Genomic DNA, 13244 nt, shown 5'->3' on the forward strand with positions numbered 1-13244 from the left:
GAAAGCACAAGCTGTCAGGTGTAGAAATTAGCTATCGCGCCCCTCTCGGCCATCACGACCTTCACCAGCCTCCTCAGTATCCTGCTCCTGCTGCGCAGATTCGTCCACCTTGAGACCGTGTCTCTTTGAGCGCCAGCGCCACAGACGCTTGGCCAGCTCCTGGCGATCCGGAGTTTTATCCGCTTCATCGACAATCTCTTCACCGAGCAGAGTCTCGAGAAGATCTTCAAGGGTAACCACCCCTTCCAGGCTGCCGTATTCATCCAATACCGCACTGATCTGCACCCGGCGCGACAGCATTTTCTGGAAGGCCTGATATATAGTGGCGGTTTCCGGCAGCATCAACATTTCGCGGCGGAACTCGGACAATTTACGCTCGCCCTCACCCTTGGCATAGGCGAGCAGTAGTTCCTGTTTAAGTACAAACCCCACCACACAGTCCTGATCGCGGTTTTCATATACCGGGATACGGGAGAAGCGCCCCCTTTCCACCTCCTCGTAGACCTCAGCCAGAGTGGCGTCCTCGGGCAGGGAAAATACCACGGTGCGCGGCGTCATCACCTCGCGTACAGAATGGTCGCGCAGGGTGAAAAACAGGTTGCGCAGAATACTGGACTCACGCTGCTCCAGCTGGCCCTCGGCCTCCCCGATCTCCGCCATAATCGCAAACTCATCGCGGCTGAAGCCCGTAAGGGTGGGTCCGTGCGATAAGCCCCGTGTGAGCCACTCGGACATTTTCACAAAGGGGTAGAGCAACCACACCAGCCCGCGCAACGCGTAGGCAGTAAATGGAGCCAGCTGACGCCAGTAAACCGCCCCTAGGGTTTTAGGAATAATTTCGGAGAACACCAGAATCAACAAGGTGAGGATTGCCGAGGCAATACCCAGATACTGGTTGCCAAAAACCGCTGCAGCCTGGGCACCAGCACCAGCGGCACCAGCAGTATGGGCAATAGTGTTCAGGGTAAGGATCGCGGCCAGGGGCGCATTGATATCCCCTTTCAGCTTGCGCAACAGAGGCCCCGCTTTGTGCCCTTCCCTCTCAAGAAGTCTCACATAGGGCGTGGTGACGCTGAGAATGACCGACTCGGCAATCGAGCACAAAAAGGAAAAGCCGAGAGCGATAAAAATATAGGTAATTAAGAGAAACATATATCCCTGGTTACGGCAGAATTAGAGCTGAATTCTTGCGCACTGTCCGTGACACAACAAGCCCAGAAAGCATCAAAGCCGCAATAAAAATGAATTTAACCGGCCAATCTTCCCTTGAGAGTAAGGCATTGGCCAGAAAAGCGTTTTATCCAGGACTTATTGCGTATACCTGGAGCCTCATGCCGTGACCGACAGAGGCTCCAGGACAAACCAAGTGGAGAGAAAGCCAACTCTCTCCAGTTGCCAACAAGCTTTACTTCGTTACACTGGCAGAGGCTTCGGTGCCTCTATTAGGTGCGGCAAAGCGCTCAACCCACTCACGCACCTGTCCGTACCAGTGCAACGAATTATTCGGTTTTAGTACCCAATGGTTTTCATCGGGATAGTAAATCAGGCGCGATTCAACACCGCGCTCTTGCAAAGTGCGAAACAGCTCGAAGGATTGGCCAACCGGCACTCTCAGATCGTTTTGACCGTGAATAACCAAGCTCGGCGTCTTGAATTGAGCCGCATAAGTATGCGGTGAAATTGAGGGGTAAATCTCCGGGCTCTGCCAATATTCGCCAAAGCGAACCCCGTGTACCGAATAATCTGCTGCCAGCATGGAGTAGAGGTTATACACCGGAGCATGAATTACCAGGGCATTAAATGGATGTTCGCGACCCAATAGAATACTCGCCAAATAGCCACCGTAACTGCCTCCCGCTGCCACTAATTGATCCTTCTCTATCCAACTCTGCGATTTAAACCAATCGGCTGCAGCGATGGTGTCGGTATACGGCCGACTGAGCCAGTCTGGATTGATGGAATCTGCAAATGCCTGACCAAACCCGGAGGAGCCATGGAAATTAAACCAGGCGGTAACATAGCCCCAAGAGGCAAAGGTTTGCGCATTCCAGCGAAAATGAAAGGTATCGGTGACGGCATTGTGTGGCCCACCGTGGAGTAACAGCATTAATGGATACTTCTGATTCCGATCAAAGCCCGGTGGATAATGCACCCACATCTGTATATCGGCACCTTCCGCTCCGGTAAATGTCACCGACTCGTAAGTTCCCAGATCGACATTGGCAAATAAATCATCATTAAAGCTATCCAGCCGCTCCACTCCCCCATTTCTTGCATCAATACTGACCACCCTTGGCGGATAGAGAAAGCTCTGGTTAATACCTACCAGAGTGCCATCACTGGCAACAGACAAATTACTAAAGTCGGTCGAATCGGTGATTACTCTTGGGTCGCCATTACCGACGGGCAGATAGTAAATTCGCCGAGTGCCCTGGTCGTCGACTGCGGCATAGAGACCACCCCCACTGGGTGCCCAAACCATACCATCCGTGGATCTATCCCATTCCTCATGTAAAACAGTGTTCTGCCTAGAGCGCAACCTGTGTACCACCAGGCGGCGCGTATCACCATAAAAACCCGATATCAGCTGGCGATTAAAGGCTAACAAACGACCATCTGGTGAAAACTTTGGATTGAAGTCTGGCGCCTCATTGGCCAAGGTCAAATTTCTGGCTTTAGGGGAACCGGGCTCCAGCAGGAACACATCGAAGTCTGGGCGAGTACCACTTTTCTTGGAATCGGCCACAATAGCGAGGTGTGACTCGTCGGGCGATACGTCATAACTTTCTGCCCCCAGGATCCAGTTGGGAAGCTTTAAACCCGTCCTCAAAGTCAGATTTTCTACCGCACCGCCTTTGGCTGGGATTCTGAATACATGCGCCTGCCGCTGCTCATCTATCCAGTTATCCCAAAAAGAAAAAGGCAATGCATTCCAAACATAGGCAGACACCTTTTTCTCTTTTTCTTCCTTAACTCGGCCAGCCATTTCTTCCGGCGCTTTATCCGGCCAAATACGCGAGATAAAATAAAGGTGGTCCCCCACCCACTTTATCGATGAGACACCAGTCGGTACCTCACTCAAACGCACCGCCTCTCCGGGAGCAGCCATAGGCAATATCAAAATTTGCTTGATATCGTCATCACTTCGTTTGCCAATAAAAGCCAAATGTTTACCATCTGGGGAAAATACCGGCTCCGAAACACTGAGCCCAACAGCCGTTAATGGCCTCTGGATATCACCATCAGTAGAGAGCAACCACAAGCGGGTTTCCCCCTTATCCTGTTCAAGATCAAAAGTTGTCACAGGGGCTACTACCTGATCACCAGAGGGAGAAATCACTGGAGTGCCCACGCGCTTTATTTTCCAAAGCACTTCGGCTGACAAGCGCTGAGCCTCTTCAGCTCCAGCAGCCATTGTTAGTAAAAGCGAGGATATCAGTACGAAAATACATCTCATAAGAGTTCCTTCCTGGATTTATTGATATTTTCGGAGGTATATGGGGAACGCTTAGGGCAAGGCGGCGAGAGAGAAAATACCGACTCTTAATCTCAACATTAACAGTCCATGCCTAATGCTGAGTAACAATGCAGAGAGATATTTTATGCCTTTTATGTCAAACGCACCCTGGGGAAGATAGAGTACGCAATTATCCACTGGCCCACTATTCCGACCAGCTCTCAGGCCACTCAGCTCGTCTCAATCAATAAGGAAATAAAGGCTGAATCAGACCAATTCATTGGAACAAAGATTGGGTACTTTTTGTTAATTTTTCCATCCTGAGCCTGAATTCAGATAAACATTAACGATCCCAATAAGACATTTCGATAACCATAAGAGATCGCACTACGCGATAATGGCTTATCATCTCGCTATATTTAAACTCTCTACGCGGAGGCAAATCTTCGCGGACCTCTTAATGCGCTGTACACAAGAGCAATTATTAAGCCACTAAGTAACCCACCGATATGAGCGGCGTTAGCCACCCCAACGCCAGTTAATAGAGTCACAACACCCAGAGCGCACAATAGCAGCCACACCAGGGCTACAGTGAGAATTCCTGCAGGTATATCCCGCCACAGAGGCTGAAAACGCTGTAAAACCAAGGCGAAACCGACCAAGGCATAAACGACGCCAGACATACCGCCAAAAAGAATCCCAGGCTGCCAAAAATACTGGGCCAGATTGGAGGCGGCGGCGCCGAGCAGCACCAATACAACAAATAAAATACTGCCACCACGGGCCTCTATTGGCCTGCCCAGAATCCAGATCCCCAGGGCATTAAACAGTGCATGGGGTAGGGAGAAGTGCACAACTGCTGGTGTGAATATTCTCCACCACTGCCCCCGCTCCAAATGCCAGGCCAGTGAGGATTGTGAAAAAGAGTCCGCAGCATTTGGATCGGGGTAAATTAATAAGCCACTGGATAAATTATTAACCTGTAAAAACCAGCCGAAAAAACACAGCGCAATTAATAAAAGGCTGAGTGGAGTCCTGTCCAACGGAAAACTTGGCAGGACAGAGACCGCATCACTGTGTTTTTTACCGGGATTATCCCCTGTATTGCCAAGCTGGCTGTCAGTTGCAGCCGCAGAGGTTTGCCCCCCTTCACTGCCAGACTCTCGCTCCTCTGCCCTCTGCATTTGTACCTGATCGAGATCCAGCTCACCAGAATCCCAACGCTGCAGTAGAGGCTTAAGCATTTCTGCCAAACCAGCATCAGGGCAGAGTAGTAACTGCTGATTTTTTTCCTCGGTGATACGCAAAGGTAACTGGTGGCGCTGGATAAACCGCGCCAGCGCACCAAGATCCTTGGAGAGGGGGAAACTGTAAACAAAAATCCACTGACTCAATTCGGGAAACCCTTAATTCCGGCTTGTGCTAAGGAGGTAAATTATCAGCTGGCAGGCAGGCTGCTCTAACAGTTTTATTGATATACCCATCGGCCAGCTTTGGTCTGGCCGATGGGTAATTTAAGACAGATCCGATTTAAACCGCCATAGCCCGCAAGATAATACGCTTCTTTAGCATGGGACTGGCGTCCACCATACTCAAGCCGGTATTACGCAGCCAGCGCCAGTGCAAATCTCCAGCACCAAACAGGGATTTAAAGGCGCTCATGGCCTTTAATGTCGAGGCATTATCTCCACGGCGGCGGCGTTCATAGCGCGCCAATACCGAGGTATGTGCCGGCTCCAGGCCGCGTGACAAAGCGCGATCTATTTCATCAGTGAGTACGCGTACGTCCTGGAAGCCCAGGTTAACCCCCTGCCCCGCAAGTGGGTGAATACTGTGAGCGGCATCCCCAACCAGCACCGCACCGGGTCCGTGGTAGCGCTCTGCATGGCGCGCGCGCAGGGGGAAAGAGAAACGCTCACTGACGGATTCCACTTTACCGAGGCGGCTCTCAATGGCCTTTTCAAGATTGAGGGCAAACGCCTGGTCATCCAGCATCAGCAATTCACGCGCGAGAGAATCATCCGCCGACCAAACCACGGCACAGTGGTTGTCGTCTCCGAGACCGGCCATCGGCAAGAAGGCCAAGGGGCCGCTTTGCATGAAGCGTTGCCAGGCGGTGTGTCGGTGGGACTTCTCACAGCGGGCTACACAGACCAGAGCGGTCTGGTGGTAATCGGTTTCCTGGCAGCGGATGCGCAATAAATCACGAACCTTGGAACGAGCCCCATCAGCGCCGATCAGCAGGCGTGTTTGCACTATCTCAGCCTGCTCGCGCAAACCTTCGACCCCATCATCAGACTGCTCGCCCCGCGGCTGTAAATGCCAGAGTCCACAGTCGCGCCACCAGCTCTCCAAGCGGAAGCTGTTAACCAGCTCAACATTGGGCAGGGCCTCTAGCCGCGCGCGTAAAGCGGCGACGATAATATTGTTCTCGACGATATGCCCCAGATTGGGCAATTGCACATCGCGGCTGTTAAAGCGCACCGAACCAGTACCATCAGCATCCCAAACGCGCATCTCCACGTAGGGGCAGGCCCGTTGCGCGGAGATATCCTCCCAGGCTCCAACCTCTTCGAGCAACTCACGTGACGCCTGGGTAAGCGCCACAACCCTCGGCTCGTAGCTATCGGATTGCTGCACAGTGGTCTCTGGAGAAGCCTCCAACAGCGCCAAGCGCATATTTGGGTGGCGCACAGCGAGCAGTGCTGCCTGAGCCATACCCACCATTCCCGCGCCGACAATGGCAAAGTCCAAACGGTGTCTATTCATATCTAGCCAATTCCACTGTTGTGCCAAATTTAACGCCCATCGCGGTGCAACGTTTGAAACCCCGCCATTTTGGCCTGGGGTTAAAGCCCAAACCCTGCCGCCTGCCCGGCAAACTGCTGCCGCAGTGGCGGTACCAGTGTAAGGCCAAGCATCCCCAGTTGGCGTACTACTTGCTGGAAAGGGTTAGCCGAGGAAAACAATGCCGGGATTCGGTCACTGAAACCTACGGTTAACTGCTGGTCGAGCCTTCGGTTTTCCCCATAGGCCGCCAGCCACTCCAGCTGCCCCACTGCGCCACTCTGCACTTGCGACCGCGCCAGTGACTGGGCCAGGGCATAACAATCGCGCAGGGTCAGGTTAAACCCCTGACCCGCCACCGGGTGCAAGAAGTGGGCACAATTACCCAACAAAACCAGGTTGCGACGCCACTGCTCACGAGCCAGAGAAAGACTGAGAGGATACCCTTGTAGGGCCCCAGCTCTGATAAATCGACCGGCTCGCCACCCAAATTGCTGTTGCAAGCGTTGCAAGCGCTGCTGCTCTGGCAGCGCACAAACTACGTCGGCCTCCTCTTCGGCACAGGCCCAAACCACAGCGGCGCGGTGTACTCCCTCACGACGAGGTAGAGGCAACAGCGCCATGGGGCCGGATGCAGTGAAGCGCTCATAGGCAACGCCATCGTGGTCCCGTTGTAGAGCAACAGTAGTGACCAACGCCCTCTGTTGGTACTTTACTGTGTCAATTTCCATGCCCAGCTGCTTGCACAGCGGTGAATCGACACCGTCAGCAACAACCAACAGGTCACATTTCATTACCTGTTCCGAACCGCCATCCACGGCTAACCAACGCAAGTTAGCGCCCTCATTATCCATCTGCACCGAAGTTACCCGAGCTGGGGAGATAAGCCTGACCGCAGTGTCATTTAGAGCATTGTGCAGGATGGGCCCCAGCGCCGCATTTTCGATGACGGCTCCCAGCATTCCAGCAAAACTGGCCTGCTTCTGTGCGCCTGCAGAGAGGGCCGCGCCAAAGGCATGGCCGCGATCACTCACCTGGATACGTTTGATTGGAGCACTGTACTCCCGCACTGCCGGCCAAAGACCCAGCTGCTCAAACAGCTGCAGACTGCCGGCAGCAATCGCTGTGGCGCGGGTATCAAAGCTGGGCAATTGCACACTCGCTGAGGCATTGGGCAGAGACCTCTGCTCCAATAACTGGACGCTGAGGTGAGGACAGAAATGTGCCAGCATCAGTGCCAGACTGGCACCGGCCATACCACCACCAACAATGGCCACATCTACCCGCTCTAGCGGCTCACTCATGGAAACCTCCCCTTACCCAGTGGTCTAAATAGCTCTGCCCACTGAATAATAAAATCTCAAATTAAATTAGCGGGTCAGTAAATCCCGCCCATGGCGCATGGTGTACTCAATGTCTGCCACGGCTTTTGGAGCACCCTCAGACAAAACCCTCACACCTTCGGCAGTGAGCGCGACATCGTCTTCAATACGAATCCCCATACCGCGAAATTCCAGAGGTATGCGATCATCGTTTGCCGGAATATAAATACCGGGCTCTATAGTCATCACCATGCCCGCTTTCAATTGCCGCCAAGCGCCCTGTACCCGATAGTCGCCCACATCGTGGACATCCATACCCAACCAGTGCCCAACACGGTGCATATAAAAACGCTGATAGGCACCCGAATCGATCAGTTCACGAAAGTCTCCTTGCAACAGCCCCAAGTCCAGCAAGCCGCGTGTGATTACCTCAACACTGGCACCATGAGGCTGATCCCAGTGGTTGCCGACACAAACCTGCTCCATTGCTGCCGCCTGCGCCGCCAAGACAATTTCATACACTGCTTTTTGCGCATCACTAAAACGGCCATTGACCGGATAGGTTCGGGTAATATCGGCGACGTACCCCCGGTATTCACAACCCGCATCGACCAATACCAAGTCGCCATCGCGCATCCGTGCCTTATTGCTGCAATAGTGCATAATCAGGGCATTGCGACCGCTGCCGACTATTGTCGGGTAGGCAGTTTCCCGGGCACCAGCATCCATAAAGCTATGTAAGAGAGCCGCCTCCAACTGGTATTCGTAAAGTCCCGGCTGGCAGCGCACCATGGCGCAGTGATGTGCAGCAGCGCTAATTTCCCCTGCACGGGCCATCAAATCCAATTCCCGTTCGCTCTTGAGCAGACGCAGCTCGCGCAACTGATAATCCAGGTCAAGCATTTCCGGCGCCCCCTTGCTGGAGGGCGCCTCCTGTATCGCCTGTAGATAAGCGCGCAGCCGTCGATCCAAATGGGCATAGCGCCCCATAGGGAAGTAAATACGCTCTCGCCCTTCCATTAATCCGGGCAGAATATCGTCGAGGTCGCCGATGGGAAAAGCATCCGAAAGACCAAATTGAGCTACTGCGCGCTCTGGTCCCAGACGTGGCCCATCCCAAAGTTCCTTCTCTTTATCGCGCTCGCGACAAAACAGCAGGGTATCTCCCTGACTGCGGCCGGGTAGAAGCACCAGTAATGATTCCGGTTCATCGAATCCGGTTAAATAGAGAAAGTCGCTGTCCTGTCGAAAAGGAAAGTAGGTATCGCGGGAACGCAGCTGTTCCCCAGCCGATGAGATGATCGCCAGGCTATCCGGGGCCAACCCCGCCATAAGCCGGGCGCGTCGCAGGGCATATTCCGCCCCGCTAATCAGCGGATCTTTTGCGCTTTCGCTGCCACTCATCAGTGGACGGTGGGGCCGCTGCCGGAGTGGCTGCCGGAGTGGCTGCCGCGCACTTCGGTAAATATGTTGAGCACCGCAACCCGCACATACTCCTGCAACTCAATTAATTGCTGCTCAGCTTCTTCACTCTCTTCAACGTGATCGGCATCCACTTGGGAGATAGCTCCAATATCTTTGAGCGCCTCTTCACTGGTGGGCTGCATCTTTACTTCTGCTCCAGCGATGCCAAACCCGTGTAAAAAACCCTCACACCAGTGGCCCAGGGCCAGAGTGCGGCTGACAATATCTTCATCGTCGCAGAGGAGCAGCTGAAAAGAGAAATCCGATCCACTCAGCTGCTTGCGGCTTTCCTCCGCCAATTGCAATAAGTCCCGATCCAGATCTGCGGGTACCGCCTCAAGGTCGAGCAACTCCGCCAGTTCTTTTTGCCAGCGTTTTTTATCCGGTTCGACGCCGGCAGCCAACACGCCACAGGTAAAGCCGTGTAACTCACTCGGGTCCACCTGACCACCCGCGGAGAGAATGGCATTGGCGAGCTGCTCAAATCGGTTGTTTTCTGAAGTCATGATTACCGCACAGTTTTTCTTAATCGGGATGGATTCGATGCGCTGCGGTGGCAGCAGCAGGCATGAGAATCGGGGTTCTAAGGACAATTTTGTGATTGTCCACGCAGGTGGAGCGATTGACCCACCATTTCGCCGGCAATATAGTAGCGGAATCCCTCGCAGTCTGTCGTGTTGCGAACTCAGACGTAGACCTCAAACGCAGGAAATATGGATAAGCTGCAAGCGTTAGAAAGCACCGTAGATTCACTGATCGCCCGCTGCCAACAGCTGGCTAATGACAATCGTGAACTGCGCCGGCAGGAAGCCGACTGGCTGCGCGAACGCCAGCGCTTAATTAAAAATAATGAGGCCGCCCGTTCGCGGGTTGAAGCCATGATTAATCGTCTCAAAGGGCTTACGCAAGAATCCTGATGGCAGACTCTGCATTAACTTCTGAAACCGTCACCGTTTCCATTCTCGGCAAAGAGTACCGCGTTGCCTGTGCCGACGGCGAGCGTGCGGGACTACAGGCTTCCGCTCAATTACTTAATGAGCGCATGTCTCGAATCCGAACCACCGGCACCGTTATTGGCGTAGAGCGTATTGCCGTGATGGCCGCGCTCAATATTGCCCACGAACTTATCCAAGCGAAAGCGGAATTAAGCAGTATTCCCCTGCAGAAAGAAATCCTGGAACGGCTTCAAAATAAGATGCAAAACGCCCTGGGGGATACCGACCCAGAAAGCGAGGCCCAGTCATAACTTTTGCCAGCAGTGCCGCAAAACATCCCAATTTGCGGTTAACAGCCCCCCTTTCAACAAGTTATAATTAGTACATACCCTGGGGTGTTGGCCAGCAGACTATGTCCTTGAGCCGATAATCTTACCCTGGTGGTTTCCAGCGGGTGCTGGTGTGCAGGTCCGCCATGCAGCGGAAAGCCTTATGTGCCCCGGAGACTGCCACCTTGAACCTTACGGTTCAAGGCTCCGTCTACAGCCGCACACTCGGGGTTTCCATTTCTTTTTCTATACTCCCCCAATTCATGAGCGAAAATAAAACGCAGCTGCGACGGCGTATGCGCGCGGGGCGGAGGCAGCTTAGTGCCTACCAACAGCGTCTGCATGGCCGCTCTGCCATCACTTTGCTGAACCGAATTCCGCAGATGAAGCGCGCCCTCCATATTGGTATTTACTGGCCAATGGATGGTGAGTTAGATGTTCGCCCTCTATTGCAACGCTTTCCGAAGAAGCACTTCTACCTGCCAATACTACCGGTGGAACCACACCCACACCTGGGCTTCAAGCAGTGGAATGGCAGCCCGCTACCTTTTCGAAACCGTTTCGATATTCCTGAGCCAGTGCGAAGCCCCAGCCGAGCCGCAGGCATATTAGACCTAGTGCTGGTACCACTGGTGGCTTTCGATCCCAATGGCGCCCGTCTGGGGATGGGCGCGGGTTTTTATGATCGTACCTTTGAACACAAACAACTGCTGCCCGGTAGTGGGCCACTGCTAATTGGCGCCGCCCACCAATTGCAATGTGTGGATCAGCTGCCAACGGATAACTGGGATATTCCTCTCGATATGGTGGTGACAGAGAAGCGTATCTATCGTTGCCGGTAATTCGTGAGCAGCAACTCTCTGACAAACATCACATAATGCCAAAGTTTTTGAGCACTCAACGGCCTATAAAAAACTAGCTAGGCGCAAAAGCACAAACAAAAAAGGCCGGACACCATAGGTACCCGGCCTTTTTTGTTGTGCTTGGGCAGAGCGCCCCCCGGCATCAGCCTAACGGGTAACCACTCCCTCTTGCAGAGCAGCTGGCGGCTCTTTTTCCGAGGCAAATACCTCGGTCAAACCACTAGTACTCAGCAGAACGCCCGCGACAAAGACAACCACGGCGATTGTCAGCGCATCGGCTTTCATTGGGACCATCCTGTACGATCAATTTTTTTGTTATATGCGTTTCACCCCGCTTATGACCTAAGCCATAGCAAAAGTTCCACGACAAAAGAAGATACTGAACAATCGTCGGAATAGTAACCGTTTATTGAATAATTTCTGCGTTTTTTGTCGCATTTTTGCTCAAGGGGGTTCGACAAAACTTAAACCCTGGTCTACTCAAAAAGAAAGTGAAGAGATACCTTTCTCGCCATGCCCCCAAATTGGGATCAGCTACCCAGAAAGAAGCTGTAAGCGGGATTTTCAGTTTCATCCCAAAAGGGAAACTGCAGTTGCTCCAACAGATCCAATAACTCCTCGCGCTCAGAGGGCTCAACCTGCATACCCGCTAGAACCCGGCCGTAAGCGGCACCGTGATTGCGGTAGTGAAACAGGGTGATATTCCAACGGCCCGCTAATTGCTCGAGAAATTTCCGCAGCGCACCGGGGCGCTCCGGAAACTCAAAGCGGTAGACCACCTCGTGGCACAAGCCCGGAACTCTCCCACCGACTAAATGGCGGATATGTAATTTGGCCATTTCATTATCGGTGAGATCTGTCACGCTATAACCTTTGCGCTCCAACTCTTCTACCAACTGGCTGCGGTCGCTGCCGGCAGAAACCTGCAAGCCGACAAAAATATGCGCCTCACCATCCCCTGCATAACGGTAATTAAACTCGGTGATAGCACGGTCCCCAAGATCGCGACAAAAGCGCAGGTAGCTGCCCGGTCGCTCTTCAATACGCACGGCCAGCACCGCTTCGCGTTTCTCACCAATTTCTGTGCGCTCACTGATATAACGCAGCCGGTCAAAATTAATATTGGCACCACTACACACCGTCGCCAGAGCCACATTGCGGCCACCACTCTGCTCTGCATATTTTTTTAAGCCGGCCAAGCCTACTGCCCCGGCCGGTTCGGCAATTGAGCGAGTGTCTTCAAAAATATCCTTGATCGCCGCGCAAATTTCATCGGTACTAACCGTGATCACGTCATCCACTGTTTCGCGTAACACACGGAAGGTCTCCTCGCCAATTTGTGCCACCGCAACGCCATCGGCAAACAACCCTACCTGCGGCAAGCGGACACGCTCACCACTCTTCAGGGCCGCTTTAAGACAAGCCGCCTCCTCTGGCTCCACGGCATAGACACGGGTCTCCGGCCTCACATATTTAATGTAAGCCGCCATGCCCGCAGCAAGCCCGCCGCCGCCTACCGGGATAAAAACCGCCTCGAGATTACCCGAATGCTGGCGCAATAACTCCATGGCTACGGTGCCCTGTCCGGCGATTACATCCGGATCGTCATAAGGATGTACAAATACCAAGTCGCGTTCATTCACCAGCTGGCGGGCTCGGCTGGCCGCCTCATCAAAAGTATCCCCGTACAGCACCACCTCAGCACCGCGCATACGAACGGCACTGACCTTAATTTGCGGGGTGGTCTTTGGCATCACAATAGTCGCGCGCACCCCCAATTGTGCGGCACCCATTGCCAACCCCTGGGCATGATTACCCGCAGAGGCGGCAATTACTCCGCGCGCTCGTTGCTCCGGGGGCAGTTGCAGTAACTTGTTATAGGCGCCGCGAATCTTGAAAGAAAAAACCGGCTGTAGGTCTTCCCGCTTGAGCAAAATTCGGTTGCCCAGACGGTGGGACAACTGGCGCATTGGCTCCAAAGGCGTCTCAATGGCGACATCGTAAATGCGCGCGTCTAAAATGCGCTTGATATAGGACTTGGGCATGGCGTGTATCAACTGCCGTTGCGGTTAATTTCTGTGTGCGAC

12 protein-coding genes and 1 other RNA gene are annotated in these 13244 nt (G+C 53.5%); 4 read left to right on the forward strand and 9 right to left on the reverse strand.

Annotation, left to right across the window (positions count from 1 at the left end):
* Positions 1-27 precede the first annotated feature (27 nt).
* The 7 genes from ACJJIO_RS07950 to ACJJIO_RS07980 all read right to left on the reverse strand — a co-directional run bounded on the left by ACJJIO_RS07950 (position 28) and on the right by ACJJIO_RS07980 (position 9623).
* Positions 28-1152 (reverse strand): CNNM domain-containing protein, encoded by a 1125-nt coding sequence (locus ACJJIO_RS07950; RefSeq protein ID WP_252083587.1) that lies wholly within the window; start codon positions 1150-1152, stop codon positions 28-30.
* A 253-nt stretch (positions 1153-1405) separates the two neighbouring features.
* A complete protein-coding gene (locus tag ACJJIO_RS07955; protein ID WP_444910680.1) occupies positions 1406-3457 on the reverse strand; it encodes an alpha/beta hydrolase family protein in 2052 nt (683 codons plus the stop codon).
* A 428-nt stretch (positions 3458-3885) separates the two neighbouring features.
* Positions 3886-4851 (reverse strand): rhomboid family intramembrane serine protease, encoded by a 966-nt coding sequence (locus ACJJIO_RS07960; RefSeq protein ID WP_444910681.1) that lies wholly within the window; start codon positions 4849-4851, stop codon positions 3886-3888.
* A gap of 136 nt (positions 4852-4987) precedes the next feature.
* Positions 4988-6226 (reverse strand): UbiH/UbiF/VisC/COQ6 family ubiquinone biosynthesis hydroxylase, encoded by a 1239-nt coding sequence (locus tag ACJJIO_RS07965; RefSeq protein WP_252083590.1) that lies wholly within the window; start codon positions 6224-6226, stop codon positions 4988-4990.
* A gap of 80 nt (positions 6227-6306) precedes the next feature.
* On the reverse strand, positions 6307-7548 hold the full coding sequence (locus ACJJIO_RS07970) for an FAD-dependent monooxygenase (RefSeq protein WP_444910682.1): 1242 nt from the start codon (positions 7546-7548) through the stop codon (positions 6307-6309).
* A gap of 66 nt (positions 7549-7614) precedes the next feature.
* Complete coding sequence (locus tag ACJJIO_RS07975; RefSeq protein ID WP_444903316.1) at positions 7615-8970, reverse strand: aminopeptidase P N-terminal domain-containing protein; 1356 nt, start codon at positions 8968-8970, stop codon at positions 7615-7617.
* On the reverse strand, positions 8970-9623 hold the full coding sequence (locus ACJJIO_RS07980; protein ID WP_444910683.1) for a UPF0149 family protein: 654 nt from the start codon (positions 9621-9623) through the stop codon (positions 8970-8972). The genes ACJJIO_RS07975 and ACJJIO_RS07980 overlap by 1 nt, the downstream gene beginning before the upstream one ends.
* Positions 9624-9743: 120 nt before the next feature.
* Between ACJJIO_RS07980 and ACJJIO_RS07985 the strand changes: the two genes are divergently transcribed.
* From ACJJIO_RS07985 to ACJJIO_RS08000, 4 genes are all read left to right on the forward strand, one after another.
* Positions 9744-9947 carry a TIGR02449 family protein gene (locus ACJJIO_RS07985; RefSeq protein WP_152455364.1) on the forward strand — a complete coding sequence of 68 codons (204 nt, stop codon included), beginning with the start codon at positions 9744-9746 and terminating at the stop codon, positions 9945-9947.
* Complete coding sequence (locus ACJJIO_RS07990; protein ID WP_252083593.1) at positions 9947-10276, forward strand: cell division protein ZapA; 330 nt, start codon at positions 9947-9949, stop codon at positions 10274-10276. The genes ACJJIO_RS07985 and ACJJIO_RS07990 overlap by 1 nt, the downstream gene beginning before the upstream one ends.
* A 73-nt stretch (positions 10277-10349) precedes the next feature.
* A non-coding RNA gene (gene ssrS / locus ACJJIO_RS07995) (6S RNA) lies at positions 10350-10530 on the forward strand.
* A gap of 27 nt (positions 10531-10557) precedes the next feature.
* On the forward strand, positions 10558-11136 hold the full coding sequence (locus tag ACJJIO_RS08000; protein WP_444910684.1) for a 5-formyltetrahydrofolate cyclo-ligase: 579 nt from the start codon (positions 10558-10560) through the stop codon (positions 11134-11136).
* 168 nt (positions 11137-11304) lie between these two features.
* On the opposite strand, the gene ACJJIO_RS08005 is transcribed toward ACJJIO_RS08000, so the two are convergent.
* On the reverse strand, positions 11305-11442 hold the full coding sequence (locus ACJJIO_RS08005) for a hypothetical protein (protein WP_252083595.1): 138 nt from the start codon (positions 11440-11442) through the stop codon (positions 11305-11307).
* Positions 11443-11687: 245 nt separating this feature from the next.
* Positions 11688-13202, reverse strand: coding sequence for a threonine ammonia-lyase, biosynthetic (ilvA, locus tag ACJJIO_RS08010; protein ID WP_252083596.1), 1515 nt, complete (start codon positions 13200-13202; stop codon positions 11688-11690).
* Positions 13203-13244 lie beyond the last annotated feature (42 nt).

It is taken from the genome of Microbulbifer mixtoriginis (SeqCode) (genome assembly GCF_052467235.1).

Bases quoted from the DNA above. Each gene is read 5' to 3' on its own strand.
- ACJJIO_RS07950 (WP_252083587.1), bottom strand. From the start codon at position 1,152: ATGTTTCTCTTAATTACCTATATTTTTATCGCTCTCGGCTTTTCCTTT.
- ACJJIO_RS07955 (WP_444910680.1), bottom strand. From the start codon at position 3,457: ATGAGATGTATTTTCGTACTGATATCCTCGCTTTTACTAACAATGGCT.
- ACJJIO_RS07965 (WP_252083590.1), bottom strand. From the start codon at position 6,226: ATGAATAGACACCGTTTGGACTTTGCCATTGTCGGCGCGGGAATGGTG.
- ACJJIO_RS07970 (WP_444910682.1), bottom strand. From the start codon at position 7,548: ATGAGTGAGCCGCTAGAGCGGGTAGATGTGGCCATTGTTGGTGGTGGT.
- ACJJIO_RS07975 (WP_444903316.1), bottom strand. From the start codon at position 8,970: ATGAGTGGCAGCGAAAGCGCAAAAGATCCGCTGATTAGCGGGGCGGAA.
- ACJJIO_RS07985 (WP_152455364.1), top strand. From the start codon at position 9,744: ATGGATAAGCTGCAAGCGTTAGAAAGCACCGTAGATTCACTGATCGCC.
- ACJJIO_RS07990 (WP_252083593.1), top strand. From the start codon at position 9,947: ATGGCAGACTCTGCATTAACTTCTGAAACCGTCACCGTTTCCATTCTC.
- ACJJIO_RS08000 (WP_444910684.1), top strand. From the start codon at position 10,558: ATGAGCGAAAATAAAACGCAGCTGCGACGGCGTATGCGCGCGGGGCGG.
- ACJJIO_RS08005 (WP_252083595.1), bottom strand. From the start codon at position 11,442: ATGAAAGCCGATGCGCTGACAATCGCCGTGGTTGTCTTTGTCGCGGGC.
- ilvA (WP_252083596.1), bottom strand. From the start codon at position 13,202: ATGCCCAAGTCCTATATCAAGCGCATTTTAGACGCGCGCATTTACGAT.